At 46.6% G+C, this 23,146-nt stretch carries 21 protein-coding genes; 3 read left to right on the forward strand and 18 right to left on the reverse strand.

Features of this window, described 5'->3' with window-relative positions:
• Positions 1 to 207 precede the first annotated feature (207 nt).
• The 17 genes from atpB to sucC form a co-directional block, all read right to left on the reverse strand.
• Positions 208 to 861: a F0F1 ATP synthase subunit A gene (gene atpB / locus Q7J27_13750; protein MDO9530203.1), complete on the reverse strand. Its 654-nt coding sequence runs from the start codon at positions 859 to 861 to the stop codon at positions 208 to 210.
• Positions 862 to 864: 3 nt separating this feature from the next.
• A complete protein-coding gene (locus tag Q7J27_13755; GenBank protein MDO9530204.1) occupies positions 865 to 1,260 on the reverse strand; it encodes an ATP synthase subunit I in 396 nt (131 codons plus the stop codon).
• Entirely contained in the window at positions 1,220 to 1,504 is a 285-nt protein-coding gene (locus Q7J27_13760) for an AtpZ/AtpI family protein (protein ID MDO9530205.1), read from the reverse strand. The genes Q7J27_13755 and Q7J27_13760 overlap by 41 nt, the downstream gene beginning before the upstream one ends.
• A 403-nt stretch (positions 1,505 to 1,907) precedes the next feature.
• Positions 1,908 to 2,873 carry a GDP-L-fucose synthase gene (locus Q7J27_13765; protein ID MDO9530206.1) on the reverse strand — a complete coding sequence of 322 codons (966 nt, stop codon included), beginning with the start codon at positions 2,871 to 2,873 and terminating at the stop codon, positions 1,908 to 1,910.
• A complete protein-coding gene (gene gmd, locus Q7J27_13770) occupies positions 2,870 to 3,886 on the reverse strand; it encodes a GDP-mannose 4,6-dehydratase (GenBank protein ID MDO9530207.1) in 1,017 nt (338 codons plus the stop codon). Before gmd ends, Q7J27_13765 begins: the two co-directional genes overlap by 4 nt.
• Positions 3,887 to 4,344: 458 nt before the next feature.
• Positions 4,345 to 5,922 carry a carboxyl transferase domain-containing protein gene (locus Q7J27_13775; protein MDO9530208.1) on the reverse strand — a complete coding sequence of 526 codons (1,578 nt, stop codon included), beginning with the start codon at positions 5,920 to 5,922 and terminating at the stop codon, positions 4,345 to 4,347.
• A gap of 32 nt (positions 5,923 to 5,954) precedes the next feature.
• Positions 5,955 to 7,577: an acyl-CoA carboxylase subunit beta gene (locus Q7J27_13780; GenBank protein ID MDO9530209.1), complete on the reverse strand. Its 1,623-nt coding sequence runs from the start codon at positions 7,575 to 7,577 to the stop codon at positions 5,955 to 5,957.
• A 235-nt stretch (positions 7,578 to 7,812) separates the two neighbouring features.
• Complete coding sequence (locus Q7J27_13785) at positions 7,813 to 8,628, reverse strand: succinate dehydrogenase iron-sulfur subunit (GenBank protein MDO9530210.1); 816 nt, start codon at positions 8,626 to 8,628, stop codon at positions 7,813 to 7,815.
• A 13-nt stretch (positions 8,629 to 8,641) separates the two neighbouring features.
• Positions 8,642 to 9,016 (reverse strand): hypothetical protein, encoded by a 375-nt coding sequence (locus Q7J27_13790; GenBank protein MDO9530211.1) that lies wholly within the window; start codon positions 9,014 to 9,016, stop codon positions 8,642 to 8,644.
• An 18-nt stretch (positions 9,017 to 9,034) separates the two neighbouring features.
• Positions 9,035 to 9,469 (reverse strand): succinate dehydrogenase, cytochrome b556 subunit, encoded by a 435-nt coding sequence (gene sdhC / locus Q7J27_13795; GenBank protein ID MDO9530212.1) that lies wholly within the window; start codon positions 9,467 to 9,469, stop codon positions 9,035 to 9,037.
• Positions 9,470 to 9,479: 10 nt separating this feature from the next.
• On the reverse strand, positions 9,480 to 11,225 hold the full coding sequence (locus Q7J27_13800) for a succinate dehydrogenase/fumarate reductase flavoprotein subunit (protein ID MDO9530213.1): 1,746 nt from the start codon (positions 11,223 to 11,225) through the stop codon (positions 9,480 to 9,482).
• Positions 11,226 to 11,498: 273 nt separating this feature from the next.
• The gene (locus Q7J27_13805) at positions 11,499 to 12,056 is read right to left on the reverse strand and encodes a Fe-S-containing hydro-lyase (protein MDO9530214.1); all 558 of its coding nucleotides are present in this window, start codon (positions 12,054 to 12,056) and stop codon (positions 11,499 to 11,501) included.
• Positions 12,057 to 12,203: 147 nt separating this feature from the next.
• Positions 12,204 to 13,043 (reverse strand): fumarate hydratase, encoded by an 840-nt coding sequence (locus Q7J27_13810; GenBank protein ID MDO9530215.1) that lies wholly within the window; start codon positions 13,041 to 13,043, stop codon positions 12,204 to 12,206.
• An 81-nt stretch (positions 13,044 to 13,124) separates the two neighbouring features.
• A complete protein-coding gene (locus tag Q7J27_13815; GenBank protein MDO9530216.1) occupies positions 13,125 to 14,582 on the reverse strand; it encodes an NADP-dependent malic enzyme in 1,458 nt (485 codons plus the stop codon).
• 51 nt (positions 14,583 to 14,633) lie between these two features.
• Positions 14,634 to 15,035, reverse strand: coding sequence for a methylmalonyl-CoA epimerase (mce, locus tag Q7J27_13820; GenBank protein ID MDO9530217.1), 402 nt, complete (start codon positions 15,033 to 15,035; stop codon positions 14,634 to 14,636).
• 167 nt (positions 15,036 to 15,202) lie between these two features.
• Positions 15,203 to 16,090, reverse strand: a complete 888-nt coding sequence (gene sucD / locus Q7J27_13825) for a succinate--CoA ligase subunit alpha (protein MDO9530218.1) — start codon at positions 16,088 to 16,090, stop codon at positions 15,203 to 15,205.
• A gap of 16 nt (positions 16,091 to 16,106) precedes the next feature.
• Positions 16,107 to 17,279, reverse strand: a complete 1,173-nt coding sequence (gene sucC / locus Q7J27_13830) for an ADP-forming succinate--CoA ligase subunit beta (protein ID MDO9530219.1) — start codon at positions 17,277 to 17,279, stop codon at positions 16,107 to 16,109.
• A 328-nt stretch (positions 17,280 to 17,607) separates the two neighbouring features.
• Here sucC and Q7J27_13835 point away from each other — a divergent pair, with 328 nt between their 5' ends.
• From Q7J27_13835 to meaB, 3 genes are read left to right on the forward strand one after another with little or no spacing between them, the layout of a single operon-like run.
• Entirely contained in the window at positions 17,608 to 19,287 is a 1,680-nt protein-coding gene (locus Q7J27_13835; GenBank protein ID MDO9530220.1) for a methylmalonyl-CoA mutase family protein, read from the forward strand.
• A 19-nt stretch (positions 19,288 to 19,306) separates the two neighbouring features.
• Positions 19,307 to 19,705, forward strand: a complete 399-nt coding sequence (locus Q7J27_13840) for a cobalamin B12-binding domain-containing protein (GenBank protein MDO9530221.1) — start codon at positions 19,307 to 19,309, stop codon at positions 19,703 to 19,705.
• A 21-nt stretch (positions 19,706 to 19,726) separates the two neighbouring features.
• Positions 19,727 to 20,731, forward strand: coding sequence for a methylmalonyl Co-A mutase-associated GTPase MeaB (gene meaB / locus Q7J27_13845; GenBank protein ID MDO9530222.1), 1,005 nt, complete (start codon positions 19,727 to 19,729; stop codon positions 20,729 to 20,731).
• A gap of 471 nt (positions 20,732 to 21,202) precedes the next feature.
• Here meaB and Q7J27_13850 read toward each other — a convergent pair whose 3' ends face one another.
• Positions 21,203 to 23,059 carry a nucleoside-diphosphate sugar epimerase/dehydratase gene (locus Q7J27_13850; GenBank protein MDO9530223.1) on the reverse strand — a complete coding sequence of 619 codons (1,857 nt, stop codon included), beginning with the start codon at positions 23,057 to 23,059 and terminating at the stop codon, positions 21,203 to 21,205.
• Positions 23,060 to 23,146 lie beyond the last annotated feature (87 nt).

Below are 23,146 nucleotides of genomic sequence, written 5' to 3' on the forward strand. Positions count from 1 at the left end.
GTTTCGAATTTGACCGCGCCGAAGGCGTGTACATTAACTTTAGCTCACTTTAGGCACTTCAAACTTTAGGCACTTCAAACTTTAGGCACTTTTGGGGTTGCGGCTTTGTCGCTTTAGGGATTTCGATAATAGATGTAAAAAAATGAGGGAGTTGCAAAAGGCAACTCCCTCATTTTTATTGTGACAGCTAAAAAGCTGAAAGCTTTTTCAGTGAGCTTCTTCCATCGCCCCTGCTATATACATCATCGACAGCAGTACGAAAACCAGTGTCTGGATTGCCGCTATAAGAAGTTTGAGCACGAGAATTGGAAGCGGTACAAGAAGCGGAACCAGTACAAACAACACGGCAAGGACAATATGTCCTCCCTCCATATTTCCGAACAATCGTACTGAAAGGGAGAGGGGTCGTGACAGATGACTGATTATCTCAATTGGAAACATAAGTGGTGCCAGCCACCATACAGGCCCCATAAATTGTTTGATATACTTAAATCCATGGACCTTGACGCCGACGACATGTGTTGAAACGAAAACTACCAGCGCCATGGAAACAGTCGTATTGAGATTATTTGTGGGCCCATCGAATCCGGGGATGAGACCAAACAAGTTAGAAGTGAAAATGAAGAGGGTCAGTGTTGCCATAAGCGGAAAAAACTTTTTTCCTTCAGGCCCCATGACATCTGTAAGCAGAGCATCTATACCACCAATAACAACCTCCATGAAATTCTGAAACCTGCCCGGATAAATGTTCAATCGGCGTGTTGCCAGAAAGGAAAACAAAAGCAGGAGCACCATTATAAACCAGGTGTAAGTAACGTGTGGTGGGAAAAAGTCATTCTGAAGAAATAACAAAGGGTGCATTGCTTATTTGACCTCCTCAGCGCAGTTTTTTTTTGAAAGTTCAAGAACTGTTGTAAATATGATGCTTATTACAACTGTGGAAAGCCCGATTATTAAACCAATCACGTCGACAGGTGTTTGTGTAATGACAAAAAAAAGCACAATCGCCGTGACGGCAAGTCTGATGTAGTACTTCAATACTACAGCCGACTTTGTCTTATCCGTGACCCTCTGAAATGCCTTTCGAAGGCCCTGATAAAGCCAGTAATAATTTATAATGCTTATAAGTCCACCCAACAGTATCCCAAGAGTAAATCTGTATGACATAAAGATTAAGCTGACTGTGAGAAATATTCCGAGAATAATCCAGTTTCTAAACTCAAGCTTTCTTGGGATGTGGTCTTTTTCTGTGCGGTTCATATTTTAAAAGCTTTATTATAGGCTTTTCATCCCTGAAGTTCTTTTTGATTACAACATATACATTCCTGAATCCCGCAATAGTTCCTATAAGAAAAAATAACAGTGCAAGTTTATGTCCTGTCCCCAGTTTCCTATCCAGATATGCTCCAAAAAGGAGACCCCCGGCACTCATGATGACCATTGCAAAGCCGAGACTGCTAACATAAGCCATCTGGACCATGGATTTTCTTGTTCCCTTATCCATTGCAGTTTGGCCTATTAGCACAAAGTGTTGTGGAAGTCAAGAAACCATTGCATAACATCCTCACTTGACCGGGAGCGCACCCCGCAAGCCCCGCCTTGTAGGCGGGGTAAGGGGCGCAATATAATTAAATTATTCCTTACCGGGAAGCCCCGGCCCTGTGGGCGGGGAGCTTCACTTGAACAAGATTGATGCATTCGTAAAAAGTCATTTTTACTCGCTCAGAGAGTATTTTGGGGATGCTGGTATTACCTGGCTAAAAATCTAAAACTCGCGCTTATGCACTCAAACAATTAGATTTTTTTAACGCCAGGTACCACCATCATCTTTTTCCCAAAATCCTCAAATTCACTCGCAAAAGACTTTTTACGAGACTGTCAAAATTGAACATTCTGTAAAGGTTTTGTCAGCCAACTTTTTTGTACCATTCAATCGTCTTTTTCAATCCCTCCCTGAGAGAGGTCTTTGCTTTAAAGCCGAATTCCTTGAGAGCCTTTGTGGTATCCAGTGTCCTGCGTGGCTGGCCGTCCGGTTTCGTATCATCCCATACTGTTTTCCCCTGAAAATCTGTCAGTTCCACAATCAATTCAACCAGCTCTTTGATTGAGATTTCGAAACCGGCACCTATATTAACAGGTTCACTTTTATCATATTTTTGGGTGGCAAGTGCGATCGCCTCGGCGGCATCCTCCACATATAGAAATTCACGGGTAATTTCCCCTGTTCCCCAGACGACGATGTTGTTCTCATTATTTAAAGTTGCATCAACGCATTTTTTTATAAGCGCAGGTATAACATGTGATGATGTGGGGTCAAAATTATCTCCGGGGCCGTAAAGATTGACTGGAAGAAGAAAAATGGAATTGAATCCGTACTGCTGACGGTAGGCCTGTGATTGAACCAGCATCATCTTTTTGGCGAGACCATACGGTGCATTTGTTTCCTCGGGATAGCCGTTCCACAGATCATCTTCCTTGAAAGGAACAGGTGTAAATTTGGGATAGGCGCAGATGGTTCCTATGGCCACAAATTTTTCGATATTACACAGGTATCCTTCGTGGAGGAGTTGTGTGCCCATCATCAGATTTTCATAGAATAAGGAGGCGGGATTTTCCAGATTGAATCCGATACCACCAACTCTTGCGGATAAATGAATGACAATGTCCGGTTTTGTATCATCATACATCCGCTTTATGTCTTTAAGATTTAAGAGATTGTATTTCGACGAACCGAACGAAGCGATATGCCGGCACCCTTTATCGGTCAGCTTTTTGATGAGATGCCTGCCCAAGAATCCCTTACCGCCGGTAACAGCAATTCGTTTGGATGAAAAGTCGTAATCTGGAAATTGGGTCCGGTCTTTTTTCTTCATCGTTCAACACTATAGCCCGCATCGAGAAGCGTTTTTTCTTTGTTTGCCAGTTCCATATCTGCTGCAATCATCATATCGATCAACTCATCAAAGCCGACCCTGTGTTCCCATCCCAATTTATTTTTTGCCTTGGAAGGATCACCGAGCAGGACATCAACCTCCGTTGGTCTGAAATATTTGGCATCTATCTCTACATGTTTTTCATAATCGAGCCCCAATTTCTTAAATACCTTTTCGGTAAATTCACGGACGGAGTGTGTCTTTCCTGTGGCAATTACGTAATCATCCGGTTCATCCTGCTGAAGCATAATCCACATTGCCTCAACATAATCTCCGGCAAAACCCCAGTCCCTTTTGGCATCAAGATTTCCCAGGTATAGCTTATCCTGAAGCCCGCACTTGATCCTTGTGGCTGCGCGGGTAATTTTTCTGGTGACGAAGGTTTCCCCCCTTCTGGGTGATTCATGATTGAAGAGGATCCCATTGCAGGCAAAAATGTTATATGCTTTCCGATAATTTTTAACCATGTAAAAAGAGAAAACTTTGGCGGCTGCATAGGAGCTTTGCGGTTCAAAAGGAGTAAGCTCGTTCTGAGGTGGTGGAGCGGCCCCGAACATTTCACTGGATGAGGCCTGATAAAATCTGGTCTTGATACCTGTTTTTCGAATTGCCTCTAAAAGCCGGATGGTGCCCAGGCCTGTTATGTCACCTGTGTATTCAGGCATATCAAAACTTACCCTGACGTGGCTTTGAGCGCCTAAATGGTAGATTTCATCGGGCTTAAGGGTGTTGAGCAGATCGGTTAATTGTCCCGATACCGATAGGTCTCCATAATGTAGATACATTCGTGCCTCAGGGTCATGAAAGTCTTTATATAGGTGATCTATGCGGTTTGTGTTGAATGTACTTGCCCTGCGAACAAGACCATGAACTTCATACCCCTTTTCAAGTAACAGTTCCGCAAGGTATGATCCGTCCTGTCCGGTAATCCCGGTGATAAAAGCCGTTTTCATTTCAAAACACCTCTGTTTAAGATAGGAGAACAAGTTTTAAATTGTGGTTCTTCTCCCGATTAGTTGATGCAAAGGGTTCGAGGATTCAAGGATTCAGGGGGTCGAGTATTTTGTAAACTTCTAAACATAGATGATATGACCTTTGCCAAACTTTTAACTCTTTATAATTCCTAAGGATTTCACTCGAACCCTTGACCCCTTGAATCCTTATGATCCTACCAACTCTTTTGGAGATGATCCTAAATTGTAGGGTCGGGTTTCACACCCGACCGCACGGTGGCATGTAAAATGCCACCCTACACAGTGTTACGAATAGTATCTTTACTGAATTTTGAAATCAAGAAAATAAAAGGCATTGCAGAAAAGAAACCTGGTCGTTTCTGACCGGTAGATATGAAAAATGTGTTAAAAAAAAGGGGCACCTTTTCCGGTGCCCCCTTTTAAAGCTTCAACCTGTCTTACTCTGGCATAATATCGTGCTTCTTATACGGCAACTTCGTGTCCTTATTCTTGAACAGCTTAAGTGCCCTGCATATTAACGGTCTTGTTTGTACAGGATCTATAACCGTATCCAGATTCAGATTGGCTGCTGGTGCCGTGGGTACCAGGAAGCGGTTTACGTACTCTTTGACTAACTCCTCTCGCTTTGCAGCGGGATCTTCCGCCTCTTTTATCGCTGTACGCTCGATAATACCTACTGCGCCCGATGGCCCCATAACCGCCATCTCGCAAGGGGGCCATACCATAACTATATCTGCACCGACGTCCTTGGAGCACATGCCCAGGTAAGAACCTCCGTATGCCTTTCGTATAACGACAGTTATTTCAGGTACGGTTGCTTCGGAATAGGCATAGAGCATTTTTGCACCATGCCTTATTATACCATTCCACTCTTGATCCGTTCCCGGAAGATATCCTGGGACATCAACAAGATTGAGTATAGGTATATTATAGGCATCGCAAAATCTGATAAATCTGGAGCCCTTATCGGAACAGTCGACATCAAGGCAGCCCGCCATAACCATAGGATTCTGTGCCAGTATACCTACAGTGTTTCCATCCATTCTGGCTAAAGCACATATCATATTTCTGGCATACTTTTCCTGCCACTCCATAAAGTCCCCGTTGTCTACTACTTCGCCCATCAGTTTTTTCATGTTGAAGGGACGTGTCGCTTTGTCGGGTACTATTGTCGCCAGCGCCTCTGATGTCCTGTCCGCAGGATCACCCGTTTCAACATACGGCGGTTTTTCCTTGGCGCTACCCGGGAGGAAGCTGAGAAACCTTTTTATCTGTTCGATACAGTCATCTTCGCTCTTAGTCAAGAATGTACCGACCCCGCTTTTTCCGCAGTGAACGGCCGCGCCACCGATATCTTCATCTCCGACTTCTTCGCCGGTAACCTTCGTTATCGTTGATGGGTCATTGGCATACATCTTGGTTATTTTATCCACGGTGAACACACAGTCTGCGAGTCCCGGGACAATTGTCATTCCACCCGAGCATGTTCCCATGACAGCACAGATCTGAGGAATGGCTCCTGAATAGATGGTCATGTTATACGCCAGATCACCAAGACCGGCCAGCGAATCGGGCCCTTCCTTTATCCTCAATCCCTCTGAGTCGACAACATAGAGCATAGGACAGCCAACATTGTTAGCCTCCTGGAGAACTCTGACTATCTTGGCAGCGTGTATTATTCCAAGTGTTCCACCCATGACTGTAGCATCCTGGAAGGCACCGTAAACAATTTTACCATCGATAGTCCCGTATCCTGTTACTACGCCATCCGCGGGTAGGTCCTCCTTGAATATATCATAATGCGGTGTTACCGACCGGCAGAATTCCCCGATTTCTAAAAAGGACCCGGGGTCAAACAATTTTTCTACCCTTTCCCTTGCTGTATACTTTCCCATGTCATGTTGGAGCTTTACTGCCTCTGCTCCGCCCATTTCATAGATTCTTGCCTGCTCACTTTTCAAAAAACCAGACTTTTCTACTGTTGACATCTCTGCGAACGTTTTTTCACTAACCATCTGGAACAACCTCCTTTCTCTTTTTTAAGGTTCTAATGCGGCTTGATGTTATGTTTCTTGTAAGGCAGATCGACAGATTTCTGCTCAAACATATTGAGCGCCTTACATATAAGTGGCCTGGTATCAGCAGCATCTATGATTTCGTCAATGTGCAACTTTGTTGCCGGTACAGCCGGATCTGCGAAGCGATTTCTGTAATCCATCTCATCACCCCCGATAACGCTCACGGCCTGCTCAGGGCTTGCAGCCGCCATTTCACATGTTGGCCATACCAAGACTAAATCAGAACCAAGGTTCTTAGAACCGAGTAGAGCTGGTCCCCCAAATGCCTTTCTGGTAATAATTGTAATTTTGGGGACAGTAGCTTCGGCGTAAGCCTGGATCAGCTTTGCACTATGTCTGATTATCCCGCCTACCTCCTGCTCCTTTCCGACGGCGTATTCGGATGCATCGACAAAGCTTATAAGAGGTACGTTGTAAGCGTCGCACAGTCTCATGAATTTTGATCCCTTGTCGCCGGAGTCTATTGTCACAGCACCATTAAGATGCATCGGATTCTGTCCAATTATACCGACCGAATTTCCATTCATTCTGGCAAAGGCACATACAAGACTCGGCGCGAAGAGCTCCTGCCATTCAAGGAAGTCCCCATTGTCGACGACTGTTTCAATGATCTTCTTCATGTCATATGGCTCAGTCAGACTGTCAGGTATTATCTTCCTCAGCTCCGGTGTGGTCCTGTCCGGTGAATCGCCGGTTTCTACGTAGGGAGGCTTCTGCTTGGCGCTACCCGGGAGGAAGCCCAGCAGTTTCTTCAGCTGCCCTATAAATTCATCTTCATCCTGTGCCATAAATGCAGCGTTTCCGCTCCGCTCACAATTAACTCTGGCGCCGCCAAGTTCTTCCTTTCCGACGTCCTGTCCCAGAACAGCCTTTATCACGATTGGTCCGGTGATAAACATTTCAGTTTCACCTTCTACCGTGAAGATACAATCCATCAGCGCGGGAGAATAAACGGCTCCTCCGGCACATGGCCCTATTATACCGCAGAGCTGTGGAACACAGCCGGAATATATGCTGTTTACGTAAAACAGGTCGCCGTAGCCAGCCAGAGAATCAGTTCCCTCCTGTATCCTGGCACCACCGGAGTCGGCGATATACACGATAGGGCAGTTGTTCTGCACAGCCTCACCGGAAACTCTCTTAATCTTTTCCGCGTGTGTCTTTCCAAGTGTTCCACCCCATGTTGTAAAATCCTGGAAGAAGGCATATACCGGCCTTCCGTCGACGAGTCCGTAGCCTGCAAGTATACCGTCCGCAGGCATATCCTCGGGGGCAACCTTATACAGATCGTACGAGAGGCATGAGGATTTGCAATGCAATCCAATTTCGACAAATGATCCCGGGTCAAACAATTTATCTGCTCTCTCCCTTACCGTATACTTACCCCTGTCATGTTGCCGTTTTATTCCCCTTACACCACCCATCCGTTCCAGAACGGCCTTGCGTGCTTCAAAAACTTCGTATTTCTCCTCTGTGGTCAACTCGGGCCATTTTTTATCTTTATACTTTTCCTTAACTTCGTCATACTTCTTTTCTCTTTCAAGAGCCCACTCTTCAGTAGTGGTCCATTTCGCTCCCTTCTCCTCAGCCATAAGACACCTCCTTTTTTATATTTGGTTCAGCTTTTGTAAATTCGAGAAAATGTGCCTGATCAGAACAAACCGAGCGGAGTAGAGTTTCACTCGATAATAATTTGAAAAAGGACTCTTCGATGCTCAAAATATTTTTTTACTCTCAGAGTCCTATTTCTACGCTTTAGTAAATATTTTGGTTATCTTCCAAAAACCGGGCAATAAAACTACCCGGATTGTCCATCCGTTTTTACTTTTACTGTTCTACCGTAAATGCGGGGGCCTCAATCTTCGGTTTGGCCTCACCAGTCGGAGGACCCACCAATTTGGCCGGTTTTTTAGCGCCCTTAAGTCTCAGATAACCTAAGACCAGCTCCTTTTTCATCAGCTGGATAGCCCTTGCCGGGTCTACCCCCTTAGGGCATACTTTGGAACACTCTCCGGCATAATGACAGCTAAAAACACCGTGGGCCCTACTCACCACACCGTTTCTCTTCTTTTCACCGTCATCACGGGTATCTACATTATAGCGGTATGCCTGTGTAAGGGGCATCGGTCCAAGATATTCCCGGTCAGTAGCCGACCCGGGGCAGGCAGCGATACAACAGCCGCACTTCATGCAATAGGTGAACTGAAGGTACCTTTCAAGCTCCTCGGTAGATTGTATGTATTCTGCTGTAGGATTTTCCATCTCCTGGACGTCCGTCCGCTCGATTTGAGGGAAGATGGAGGCGTGTGTCTCGAACATCGGCGTTAAATCCGGTACCAGGTCTTTGATTACATTGAAGTTTGGAAGAGGTGCCACCGTTAACAAACGATCAGTTACGTGCAGGATCTGGGTGTTACAGGCCATACATGGTGTTCCATTTATCAACATGGCGCAGGAACCACATACTCCCATCCGGCAGGAATAGCGCCAGGCGAGGGTCGCATCCTGGTTCTCTCTGATCCAGTGTAAGCCGTCCAGCACAGTCATTCCGGGTTCCACCGGTAGGGTAAACTGCTGCCACCGTGGAGCCTCATCCTTCTCAGGATCAAAACGTCTAATATTATAGGTAATGTTGGTTGCCATTTTATTGTCCTTTCTAAAGTGCTGTTTCTACTGTTCGTACTGCGATAGCGGCATAAGTTCCAACGATGAAAAGAACGGTGCCCACTGCCAACAAAAAGATGGTCCAACCACGTTCTACCGCTTTTCTGGGTCCAAGCTCAAATATAATGGTTCGTAGCCCGTAAAATCCATGGTAGAGCGCTGCTCCCAGCAAAATAATGTAAGTGACAGTAAAAAAGTTAGACTTACTTCTCTGAATAACATTTTCCCAGGCAAGGGCCGAACCTCCCGCGGGACTGAGGATCCCAAAGATTCCATCCAGGTGAACAACAACCATGTGTAAACCGAGAAGGACAAAAACTACAACTGCCGCAAGGATAAATAATATCCAATTTCCACTTTTATTCATGAAAAAATCCTCCCTTATTTATGCCAAAAAGATGAGATCTACCATCCCGAGCAATATAAGTAGCCCAGCGATTATCATTACTGTTATCATTAGAGGTCGTTGCACATTCAGTGATGATTGGTACGGATAGACCGGCTGTTCTGGTTTTCCTACCATAAATCCCAGCTCGATCAGAATGAGCCGGATGCCGTTCAAAGCATGAAAGGCGAATGCTATAAAGACAAGGGCCTCACCCATCTTAAAAATGGGATGGTGCATCGCTGCCATAATTGGATCCCAAACTTTCATGCCAAAGATTCTGGTAGAGCTTTCAAATATATGGATCATGAAAAAGAGCAGGATACCTACTCCCGTGATCCGGTGAAGGGTATATAGATAGCGCTCTATTCCCCACTTGCCACCTGCTACCCATCCCAAAAGTTCCAGGTGATTATCGTATCTCTTTTTTTCCATTTTCTTCTCCTCAGTATGTACGTTCTACCGGTTTCCATTTGGTGATCGTTACCGGTTTGTAACTAAGTTTTGGCCCACCTTTCGTATAGGTTATCAGTGTATGTTGGAGCCAGTTTTCATCGTCACGCACCGGAAAATCAGTCCGGGCATGTCCCCCACGGGATTCCTTACGGGCCAGCGCCGCCGAAACCAATCCTTCAGCCAGATCGAGGAGGTTTTCTGTCTCAAGGGCATTGATCATATTGTTATTGTACACATGACCACTGTCCTGAATATAGATGTCAGCAAATCGTTTCTTTAGTTCTCTGATTTTTTCCAGCCCTTCACTTAGGCCTTCTCCGGTACGGTAGACCCCTACATATTTGTCCATTGCTCTCCTGAGTTCCATCTTGATATCGTAAAGATTTTCTTTACCTTTCTTCTGCAGGAGATCAACAAAGAGGCGTTTGTATTCCGCATCAACTTTATCCGACGGCATATCTGCCAGTGGCGGGTTTGTGTCGAGATATTTTATTATCTCCTGGCCGGTAAACTTTCCCCAGAGAATGCACTCGATCGTGGAGTTACAACCGAGGCGGTTAGCGCCGTGGAGAGAATAGCAGGCGCATTCTCCTGCTGCCCAGACACCCTTCATAGCGGTTGCACCGTTAATGTCTGCCTCGATTCCTCCCATGGAGTAATGGGCAACGGGACGGACCGGAATCGGTTTTTCGATAGGATCGAGTCCGATATAATCAATACAGACCTCCCTGATTAACGGCAGGACATTATTGATCTTGTCTGCTCCCAAGTGGGTAAGATCCAAATGGAGATAATCCAACCCTCCGGGCCCCTTAAAGCCTCGACCTTCTAAAATCTCGGTTATCATAGATCGGGAGACGAGATCGCGGGGTGCCAGCTCCATCTTTTCCGGGGCATATTTATCCATAAACCTGTCACCATTTGAGTTTCTCAGATACCCTCCTTCACCACGACACGCTTCGGTCATAAGGATACCGTTAGGGACGAGGCCGGTGGGGTGAAACTGGAGAAATTCCGAATCTTCAAGGTGCAACCCGGCCCGATATGCTGCCACATGTCCATCCCCGGTGACGGTCTGGGAATAGGTGGTGAAACCGTAAAGGTTTCCAATACCACCGGTAGCAATGAGCATCGCCTTGGCACGCATGACATAGAATGTTCCGGTACACATGTCTATGGCCGTAACGCCGCAAAATTCGCCATTCTTACCTGTCAAGATAGAGGTGACAAAGTATTCATCGTACCGGCAGAAGTTTTTATACTTCATCAGGGTGTCATAAAGGGTCGATATCTCAAAGTAACCGGTCTTGTCTGCGGCCATCACGGCTCGAGGATAGCTGTGTCCTCCGAAGGGACGCTGTTTGACCCTGCCATCCTCGGTTCGTGACCAGGGCATTCCCCAGTGGTCCATCTGCAAGATCTCTTTGGGGGCGTTTTCCACAAAGTGGTATACCACATCCTGGTCTGCCAGGAAGTCTGAGCCCTTGACGGTGTCCCATGCATGAACATCAAAGTTGTCACCCTGATCCTCTCGCATAACTGCTGCCGAACCACCTTCGGCACATACCGAGTGGGGACGCTGGAGCTGAACCTTGGAGAGAAGGCCCATATTTACCGAGTCCTTAGTTTTCCGGGCAATCTCCAGCGCTGCCCGAAACCCGGCCAGCCCTGTACCAAAGATCAAGACGTCATGCGTAACCACTTCTGTCTTATTAGTGTATCCCAAATTTACCATATCTTCCATCCCCTCATTAAGATTATAAAGAAGTTTTAATAAATCTTTCTTTATTCGTTAAGCACTGAGCAAAAAATGGAAAAACAATCTATCTAATGGAACGTTCCACAGGTAAACTTTTATGAGCTTGCAATGGATAAATTTACTGTATGGACAATGAGATGACTTAAAACCACACAATACAAATAGAGCAGTGTAGATTGCTTCATTACCCTCCGTAATTGCAAATGCCGTTGTGAAGCCTTGACTGAAACGTTCTATTAGTTAGTTGATTTACTCTTTCCTGTATTTTTTAGCTCCTTCAACGTAAAGATCTCCTCCCCTGACATCATTAACCACCACTACCGGAAAATCTTCTACCTCCAATTTCCGGATGGCTTCGGGTCCGAGTTCTTCATAGGCAACAATCTCTGCCTTCTTTATGCTTTTGGCAATGAGAGCCCCTGCTCCTCCGGTAGCGCCGAAGTATACTGTCTTATGTTTTTTCATAGCTTCGATAACTTCCGGGGCACGGTTTCCCTTTCCAATCATTCCTTTCAGCCCCAACTCCATAAGCCTGTAGGCATAGGCATCCATGCGGTAACTGGTTGTGGGACCGGCGGAACCGATTGCCTGTCCGGGTTTGGCGGGCGCTGGCCCAACATAGTAGATTATCTGACCTTTGATATCTATAGGCAGTTCCTTACCCTCATCGAGCAAATCTACTAACCTCTTATGGGCGGCATCCCTTCCGGTGTAGATGGTACCACTCAAGAATACCTTATCCCCAATGTTTAACTTTTCCACATCTTCATCAGAAAGTGGGGTAGTCAATTTTATCTGTTCTGACATTTTTCCCTCCAGCGTTAGTACTTCCCTGAGCTACAAATAGGAAGTGTTTTTAGCGCACCATCGCTCAAGTATTCACACCCATGATGTAACCAAATGTCATGCTAAAGAACACTGTCCTATGTAATATAGGGCTTGTGTGAGTAATCGTTAAATAACTGCCTCTTTATGTCTTGCCGCATGGCACTGGACATTGACCGCACACGGTAAGCTGGCAATGTGGCATGGTTCCATTTCGAATAGTACATCGAGGGAGGTTGTATTTCCTCCGTATCCCATCGGACCAATTCCCAGCTTGTTAATTCTTTCCAAAACTTCCTTTTCTGCCGCTGCCAGCTCTGGATCGGGATTCCGCTCTCCTATCTTTCTGAGCAATGCCTTTTTGGCTAAAAATGCCGAGCGTTCAAATGTTCCACCCACACCTATACCGATCACCGTGGGAGGACAGGGATTGGAACCGGCTTCTGACAATCTTTGCACTACAAAATCCTTCACACCTTCGATACCAACAGCGGGAGTGAGCATGGTTACCCTGCTCATGTTTTCACTGCCTCCACCTTTAGGGGCGATGGTAATTTTCATCTTGTCTCCCGGGACGATCTCGGTATGAATAATGGCAGGGGTATTGTCTCCGGTATTCTTTCGTGTAAATGGATGACAGGCCGATTTTCTCAGGAAACCATCGGCGTATCCCTGTCTGACCCCTTCGTTAACGGCCTCTTTGAAATCACCGCCCACGATGTGGACTTCCTGTCCCAGTTCAATAAAAAGGACGGCAAGACCGCAGTCCTGACAGATGGGGACCAGTTCTTCCCGGGCAATCTGTGAATTCTCCTTCAGCTCTTTTATGACCTCCACGGCTACAGGGGATTCATCCGTTTCGATTGCCTTATCAAACGCGGCCTCGACATCATCTCCCAGATTACAGCCGGCGTCAATACAGAGGTCTCGTATGACCTTAATAATCTCATCGCAAGAAATCTCTCTCATCACCTTGCTCCTTTTAATTTTACAACATTACCTTCAGGGGGGATGGACATGAGTCCATCCCCTGAAAGCTTGGACCAACTATTAACTGCTCAGTACCGCGTCAACAGCTCTCTTAAGTGCACCTTCCAGCATTTCGATAGGAGGCTGTTTAATAAACCCTGCCTCCATCAAGCTACTATAGAGGGCAGTTGATTCTTTGATGTCATCTTCTGTTTTCTTGAATACTTCTTCCGCAGTCATTTGTACTCTGGCGACGCCGTCTTCTATTGCCTGCATGGCTACATCGGCTGCTTCCTGTGGAAAGACTTCCAGTTCGCTCATCAGAGGAGAGATTTTCTCCGGATGGATGCCTAACCTTTCGCCGGTTTTAGCTATGGACCTGGCGGCAGTAATGGCCATATTGTCCGTAACTTTGGATGCCCTGACAGTGAGAGCGCCTTTTAAAATTCCCGGGAATCCGAGGGAGTTATTCACCTGGTTGGGGAAATCTCCTCTTCCCGTAGCAACGATATAGGCACCTGCTTCCTTCGCTTCATAGGGATAAATTTCCGGTACCGGGTTGGAACAGGCGAAGACTATCGATTTATCAGCCATGCCTTTTACCCACTCGCCTTTAACCACACCGGGTCCCGGTGTTGAGAGAGCAACAAGCAAGTCCGCACCTTTCATTGCGTCTACTATGTTGTCAACCTTCTTTTTGTTGGTGGATTCACAGATTTCCCATTTACGATAGAATCTTGTATCGGCCTTGATATCTTCGCGGCCAGTATGGAGACCACCCTTGGAGTCGCACATAACTATCCTTTCCGGATCTCCACCCGCTGCGACAATTAAACGACAACATGTAGTATTGGAGGCGCCGGCGCCCAGAAAAGCCATACTGATATCACCGATAGGTTTATCAACAAGTTTCAGGGCATTGATGAGACCGGCCAGGGTTACGCAGGCTGTTCCCTGCGCGTCATCATGCCACACGGGAATATCACAATCCTGCAGGTCATCCAGCACTTTAAAGCAGTTCGGCTGAGAAATATCTTCAAGGTTGACAGCGCCGAAACTGGGTGTAAGCATCCTCACAAAATCGATGATCTTATCTGCATCGTGTTCTCCTTTTTCGTTATAACTATTGACACAGAGGGCGACCGCATCAATACCGGCCAGAGTCTTCATCAGGTATGCCTTTCCTTCCATGACACCGAGACCACCGGAAGGTGTACAGTCTCCATCACCCAGGACTCTGGTAGAATCACTAACAACTGCAACAAAATTCCCCCTGTTTGTGATATCAAAGGAGGTACGATTGTCATCTCTGATGGAGGTCGAAATCTTGGATACTCCGGGCGTATAGTAGACGTTGTACCAGTTCCAGCCGTAAAATCCACACTTGGGGACGGTTACCATTTTACCGCCGTAGTATTTGTGTACATCGCCGGCCAGCTCTTTGAGGAACAGGGTCTGTCCTTTAGCAAGCTGTGCTTCCGTGAAATCCTTGGGAAATGCACCTCTGATATCGGTAAGTCCTAAATCTATTTTACTCATAATTTACTCCTTTCTTAAATGAAAAACGTTAATTTACTGATTAAAAGCATCTTACCTTTCGGTCAGCTCAATCATAACTCCGAAAGTCTCTTTCGGGTGAACAAAGGCAATTTTTGCGCCTCCGGCCCCTTTCCTTGGAGTTTCATCAATGAGACGAACACCTTTTTCTTTCAATTCTTTCAGCGCCTCTTCGATATTTTCAACCCGAAAGGCGAGATGTTGCATCCCTTCACCCTTTTTCTCAATATACTTGGCTATTGGTCCGTCGGGTGAGGTAGATTCGAGAAGCTCTACTTCAGTATCCCCAACAGGAAGAAAAGCCACCTTAACGTTCTGCTCTTCAACTGTTTCAACTTCTTCCAATTTTAGTCCCAAGACACCCTCATACAATTTAAGGGCTTCTTCGATACTGTTCACCGCCACTCCGATATGATCTAATTTCAATATTTTCATACAAATCCTCCTTTTCTTTCTGCCTCTGTTCTATTTAAAAACAGGGCTTATTTGAGCTTTTTTCTGTTTGCCTACCTTGCCAATTCACTAACATTCACAGTGGTTGTTCGGGCCGGAATATTTCTGATATTCCCTGTCTTTTCAATTGAATGAGGAGTTGCACGTGTCTATTTGAGCAGCCCCCGTTCTTCGAGTATCTTTTTTACGGTTATCCCGATTTCGGCGGGGTTCGTTACTACCGCTATACCTGCTTCCGTCAGCGCCTTCATCTTTTCTGCGGCGGTTCCTTTCCCTCCGGCGATGATCGCACCGGCATGCCCCATTCTTCTGCCTGGGGGGGCAGTCTGACCGGCGATGAAGGCAACAACCGGCTTTGTCATGTAGTCTTTGACGTACTGAGCGGCTTCTTCCTCCGCGGTTCCACCGATCTCACCGATAAGAACGACAAGATCCGTCTGGGGATCTTTTTCGTACAACTCCAGAAGATCTATAAAACCGGAACCTACGATAGGATCACCACCAATGCCGATGGAGGTTGATTGCCCGATTCCCAGAGCGGTTAGCTGATCAATTGCCTCATAGGTCAGTGTTCCGCTTCGAGATATAACCCCCACATTACCTTTTTTGTGGATAAAATTAGGCATGAAACCGATTTTCCCCACACCGGGTGTTGTAATACCGGGGCAATTAGGTCCAATAAGATAAGCTCCGGAACCCTTCATCACCTTTTTTACCTTGACCATTTCCAGGACGGGAACGCCCTCCGTTACGGCTACAACAAATTTAATTCCTGCTTCGATGGCCTCCAGGATGGCATCGGGAGTAAAGGCAGCAGGAACATATATTCCTGCGACGTTAGCCCCTTGTTCTGATACAGCTTCACTTACACTATTATAGACAGGGATTCCATCAACATCCATCCCTCCTTTACCGGGAGTTACACCGGCCACTACGTTGGTTCCAAACTCTACTGCTACACGGGTATGGAAGGTTCCTTCGCCTCCCGTGATACCCTGAATTACTACCCGACTATTTTCATCTAATAGAATGCTCACTGTTTTACCTCTCTCTCTAAGATTGTTGCTTTGCTATATTTACCGCTTTTTCGGCTGCTTCATAGAGACCATCAGCTACTTCAAATTTTACAGATGATTCGTTGAGAATTTTCTTGCCTTCTTCTTCATTGGTACCATGAAGTCTTATCACCATAGGAATTGTTAAGTCCAAATTACTTACTGCTTGAACGATTCCATTTGCCAGGCGATCACACCTGAGGATTCCCCCGAAGATGTTAACGAGTATGACTTTAACATTTTTGTCTGAAGTGAGGATCTTGAATGCGTTTTCTACCTGTTCAGGCGTGGCTCCACCTCCTACGTCGAGGAAGTTGGCCGGCTCACCACCCGCCAGTTTTATGAGATCCATGGTGGTCATGGCAAGTCCTGCGCCATTGACCATGCAGCCTACGTTTCCATCAAGTTTTATATAGTTTACTCCCAACTTTTTTGCCTCTACTTCAAGGGGATCTTCTTCGTCAACGTCATACAGTTCCTTGATTTCCGGATGACGAAACAGACCATCATCATCAAAATTTATCTTGGCGTCCAAAGCTACAAGTTGATCATCCTCGGTAATGACAAGAGGGTTGATCTCCACTAACGAAGCATCCTTTTCAATCATCAGGCGGTACAGGCTTGCTACGATTTTGGAGCACTGGCCAATAAGGGGTTTATCCAGGCCAAGACCGTAGGCGATTTTCCTTCCCTGGTATCCACTGAAACTTCCGGCGGGATGGGCAACCACTTTTATGATCTTTTCGGGGGTCGCTGCCGCTACTTCCTCAATAGACATTCCACCTTCCTGAGAAGCCATAACTACAGGCGCTTCCGTATCTCGAGACCGATCGACTACTATTCCCAGGTAGAGCTCCTTTTTAATCTTTCCGGCCTTTTCTACCAGGACATTTTTTACTTTTTTGCCCTCCGGACCAGTCTGTGGGGTTACCAGTTGCATGCCGATAATTTCTCTTGCTGCCGCTTCTGCTTCATCGGGAGAGGAAACCAGCTTTATTCCTCCTCCTTTTCCTCTTCCACCGGCATGGATCTGGGCTTTGACAACCACCTTCCCGCCAATTTCGGAAGCAATTTTTCTGGCCTCTTCAGGGGTACTTGCTACCCTTCCTTCAGGAACCGGGATTCCATACTCCCTCAAGATCTCCTTCGCTTGATACTCATGAATATTCATATTCTGTTTCCTTCCTTAAAACTTTTTGTAGGATGAACTATTACTGCTCACCGTCGCCTAACATAACAACATAGTTGTGTCAATATTTTTTTTAAATTTTGACTCTCTACATAAGGGGAAGTTTTAGAAAAAAAATGATATTTTGAGAACATAGGATATGTGGCCTTGTTAAATGGTGGCGTGCTCCTAATTTCTATGTGCTCAGACAGTTTGGGACACTAAATGCTTGACACGTTATCAACTCTTTGCTATAGGGACGGAAGATTTTCAATAATCAATGGAACAGGGGATTGTCACAAGGAAACAACTTTTTAAAAGGAGGTAGACAATGATTGATAAGAAGGAATTAGAGCAGGTTAAAAAAGGAAAAGCGAACTGGGAAGCGGGAACGCTGGGGAAGACTTTGAGCAAACAGGGTGAACGAAGAGAGGTCTTCACCAGTATCTCTGGAATCCCCATCGAACGTCTTTATACCCCTGAAGACGTAAAAGATCTGGACTACGGAAAAGAAATTTCCTTTCCCGGAGAGTATCCTTACACACGTGGAGTCCAGCCAACCATGTACCGGGGCAGATTCTGGACCATGCGACAGTATGCCGGTTTCGGTAGTGCCAAAGATACCAATGCCCGTTACCGTTACCTTTTGGAACAAGGCCAGACGGGTTTGAGCGTAGCATTTCATCTTCCCACCCAGGCAGGCTATGACAGCGATCATCCTCTTTCAATGGGGGAAGTTGGGAAAGTCGGAGCGGCCATCGATTCAATCGATGATATGCGTGTTCTCTTTGATCAGATCCCCCTGGACAAGGTTACCACCTCCATGACCATCAATGCCGCGGCCACAGTGCTCCTTGCTATGTATCTGAGCCTTGCGGAAGAACAGGGTGTCCCATTTGACAAGATAGGCGGAACGATTCAGAATGACGTCCTGAAGGAGATCATCTGTCGTGGACAGTACATCTTTCCTCCCAAGCCGACCATGCGTCTTACTACCGATCTGATAACGTACTGCCAGAAAAATGTTCCCCGGTGGAATAGCATCAGTGTCAGCGGGTATCACATTCGTGAGTCAGGATCCACAGCTTCCCAGGAGATGGCCTTTACCATTGCTGATGGGATTGCCTACGTACAGGCATGTATCGATGCGGGCATGGATGTAGATGACTTTGCCCCGCGGCTGAGCTTCTTCTTCAATGTCTTCACCAATGTGTGTGAAGAGGTGGCCAAGTTCAGGGCAGGTCGACGTTACTGGGCCAAGGTAATGAAGGAACGTTTTGGAGCCAAGAATCCCGCCTCCCAGATGATGCGTTACCATGTTCAGACCGGTGGTGTTACACTTACATATCAACAGGTGTTGAACAATATTGTGCGTGTGGGTCTTCAGACTTACGCCGCGGTTGTAGGAGGATGCCAGTCTCTCCATACTGATTCTTATGACGAGGCCCTGTGTCTCCCGACGCAAGGAGCTGTGCTTGTCGCCCTGAGGACACAGCAGATGGTGGCCGAAGAAAGCGGCGCCTGCGATACCATTGATCCATTTGCCGGATCATATTATGTGGAAGCCCTGACAGATCAGATCGAGGCTGAAATTGATCAGTACATCAAGAAGATTGATGAAATGGGTGGTACCCTGGTCGCCATAGATGAGGGATACATTCAAAAAGAAATCCAGAACAGCGCTTATATATTCCAGAAGGAGATCGAATCCGGAGAGAGGGCCTACGTGGGAGTGAACAAATATATCATGGAGGAACCCCCTGCAACCGGTCTTCTCAAAGTTGATATGGCGCTGGGAGAGATTGAGGCCGCAAAACTGAAGAAACTCCGAGCCGAGCGTGACAATGCTGCATGGCAGAAGGCTCTGGACAATCTGCGTGAAGTCTCTAAGACTGACGAGAATGTCATGCCAGCGGTTATCGAAGCAGTGAAGGCCAAGGCCACAGTCGGCGAAGTATGTGATGTGTGGCGTGAACTTTTTGGAGAGTATCGACCAAAGGAATTCGTTTAATTTGTGGAGGTAATATATTATGGCAGATAAGAAGATAAAGATTATTGTGGCGAAACCAGGACTGGACGGACACGATCGTGGTGCTAAGCTGCTTTCCCGGATATTTGCAGAAGCCGGCATGGAAGTGGTTTACACTGGTTTAAGGCAAACACCGGAGATGATAGTGGAAGCGGCCCTTCAGGAAGATGCTGACGTTATAGGCCTCAGCAGCCTTTCAGGAGTGCACAATCACTTCTTTCCGAAGGTGATGGAACTTCTCAAGGAAAAGAAACTTGACGATGTCCTGGTGGTGGGAGGAGGGATCATTCCACTGGAAGATATACCAGGACTGAAAGAGGTAGGAATATCAGAGATTTTCGGACCCGGGACACCTACTCCCACGATTGTCGATTACATCACAAACAATGTCCGTTCTTGAGATTAACAGGAAAGATAAACTATGACCATTGATTATGCTGGTGAAGTACTCCAGGGATCCTCGAAAGCTGTCGCGCGAGTGATCAGCTGGCTGGAAAATGAAAATGAGCTTGCCCGTTCCTGTATGGAGAGTCTTTATCCACACACCGGGAGGGCTTACATCGTAGGGATTACAGGATCACCTGGTACCGGCAAGAGTACACTTACGGATAAACTCACCCGGCATATACGTGAAAAGGGGCTTACTGTAGGGATCATAGCTGTCGATCCCTCAAGCCCCTTTACCGGCGGCGCCATACTTGGAGATCGGATCCGAATGAGCGAAATTGCACAGGATCCGGGAGTCTTCATCCGGAGTATGGCTACTCGCGGTTTTCTGGGAGGTTTGACTCAATCCACGGGTAAGGTGGTTAATGTTCTGGATGCTGCGGGAAAGGACGTAATTATTATTGAAACGGTGGGAGTGGGGCAGGATGAAGTGGAAATCATGCGGATCGCTGATACCACCTGTCTGGTTTTGGCTCCCGGCCTGGGAGACGCTATCCAGAGCATGAAGGCGGGGCTGATGGAGATTGCAGACGTTTATGTCATCAACAAATCCGACCGCCAGGGGGCAGATCAGCTTTTTGTAGAGGTGTCCCATCGAGTGAATCAGGACGACCAGATCAAGGGTAAGAGCCGGGACCGATCGTGGACACCTTGGATTGTACAGACCACGGCCGTTGATGATGTCGGGGTTACAGATGTTCTGGATGCTGTATTGTCACATCAGAACCATCTGAAACAGGGCGGCACTTTTATGGAAAAGCGGCGCGAGCGGACCCAGCAACAGACTCTTCAGATGATCCACTACGAAATTTTCAGCCTTCTCCGGAAGTACTTGTCTGAAAGTGGCAAAATGGAACAATTGGTAGATGCTATTATGAAGCACGAGCAGGATCCTTACAGTGTTGTGCAACAGGTGCTCAGCGAGTGGATCAGAGTGCCGGAAGGGAAGGGCAGGGTAGTACTACAAACGAAAAAATAGTTGTCTAAAAAACAGATATTAAAAGAGGCGCACTCATGTGATGAGTACGCCTCTTTTATTTTTGTGGTCGGTGTTGTGAAAGCATTGAAAAACCATTTTTTTCAGTTTTTCAAAAGTCTAACAATGTTTCCAGACTGAGCTGAGTAGCAGGGACAAACGACAAAAAGGGGTAACATGAACAAACGACAAGAGACCCTTGCAAAACACCCCCTTTTTGTCATTCCCACGAAACCTGTCTTCGACTCCGATCGGGGAGTGGGAATCCATAACAAGTTTAAAATGCTTGTCCTCGACCCGATCGGGGACTGGATTCCCGTTTGCACGGGAATGACCATTCAGACTATTTATGGCAAAATTCAAAGGTCTCGACAAAAAGGGGTGGCAGGGACAAACGACAAAAAGGGGTGGCAGGAACAAACCATGTGCCGGACTTTGATCCGGCATTGTTTGTCCGTGCGTGTCACAATTATTTTACCACTGCGGTGTGTACTCCGGTACGATTTCCTGGAGTTTCTTCTTTATGGCTGTCGCATCATAGGTGTCTGCAACAGCTAAAAGTTCATCAATTTTCGTATTAAGAACATCCCGGTCGTGTCTGTTTCCTCGAATGACAAGAACCTTCTCATGGTTTGTGGCCACGATTCCTTCACCTTCTGTAATCAGTTCTTCATAAAGCTTTTCCCCGGGGCGAAGCCCGGTAAATTTAATAGGAATATCACGATCCGGTTCAAATCCGCTGAGACGAATCAGATCCCGCGCCAGGTCAACTATGCGCATGGATTTTCCCATATCCAGGATGAATATCTCGTTCCCCTCACCCATAGCGCCGGCCTGAAGGATTAATTGCGCGGCTTCCGAAATGCTCATGAAGTAGCGGGTTACTTCCGGGTGGGTAACGGTCACAGGAACACCCCTGGAGATCTGTTTCTGGAAGGTGGGAATGACCGATCCGGAGCTCCAGAGAACATTTCCGAAACGTACAGCCATAAAACGGGTTGCAGCATTCTCATTCACACATTCCACTAACATCTCTGCCACTCGCTTTGTAGCCCCCATTACACTGCTGGGACGCACCGCCTTGTCGGATGAAACAAGGACAAAGCGTTCCACCTGATTTTCCAGAGCGGCCTGAACCAGATTTCGTGTTCCTAAGACATTGTTGAATGTTGTCTCCCACGGGTTCATCTCCTGCAGGGGCACGTGTTTATAGGCAGCCGCATGAAAAACCACATCCGGCTTAAATTCCCGAAATGCCCTGCCTACGGAAGCACGGTTCTTTATGTCGAGCAGGAATTCCGATGTCGGGATAAACTCAAAACGCTGTTTACACTCCATCTCTATCTTGAAAAGATTCTCCTCGCTAAACTCCATAAAAGCTATCGCCTGGGGATGAAAACGGCATACCTGCCTCACCAGTTCAGCCCCTATGGAGCCCCCGGCCCCCGTAATCATAATGCGCTTATCTTTAATATACTGGCGAATCTCTTCTTCATCCAGATGTATTTCTTCACGATCCAGCAAGTCCTCCATATGTACCTTGCGAATTGCCCTTACTGAAATTTTTCCTTCGATAAGTTCCGCCATTCCGGGCAAAGTTCGAAACTGTTTGCCTGTTTCTTCACACAATGAAACAATCCTCCGCATCTTTTCACCTCTTACTGAAGGGGTGGCAATCAGGATTTCATCAAATTCCTTCCGGATTTTGTTAATATCGTCCACCGTTCCAAGAACCGGAACTCCATGAATGGTCATTCCTTGCTTGCTAAGGTCATCGTCGAGGAGTCCCACAGGCTCAAGTTTGATTGAGGGCGTTTCCCGGATTTCCCTCAGAATCTTCTCTCCTGAATTACCGGCTCCGATAATCATCAATCTCTTTTTTGGGGTTGATGGGCTCTTACGGAGCTTGAATATCCACAATGATGGATGATCGCCAAGGAAAATTCGAATAGCTACCCGAATTCCCCCGACAAAGAGCAGGGTAAATACCCAGTCAATAACAAATACGGAGCGGGAATACCCATGAAAGCGGTATAGAAAAAGAATGGACAAGACAATAATTATTGAGGAAAGGCTGGAGGCATTGATAACGTTTCTCAGATCGACCAGGCTTGTATATCTCCACATCCCTCTGTAGAGTCCGAATATAAAAAAGCAGATCAGCTTAAGGGGGATTATAAACGGCAGTGTGCCTTTAATTTGTGCCCAGTGAGCTACGGGGAGCTGGCCTTCAAAACGTAGCAGGTACGCAAAAAAATAGGCTATCGTTACGAGGACCGCATCCAGAAGGAGCATTGCATAGAAGTTTTTATTGCGTATAACGTTTTTCATGTTTTATCAGCAAAAAGTGGCCACCCCCAAAATAGACATTGACCCTTCCAGTACAGTAGGACAAGCGTCCCGCCTGTCTATGAATGT

It is taken from the genome of Syntrophales bacterium (genome assembly GCA_030655775.1).
Taxonomy (GTDB): Bacteria; Desulfobacterota; Syntrophia; order Syntrophales; family JADFWA01; genus JAUSPI01.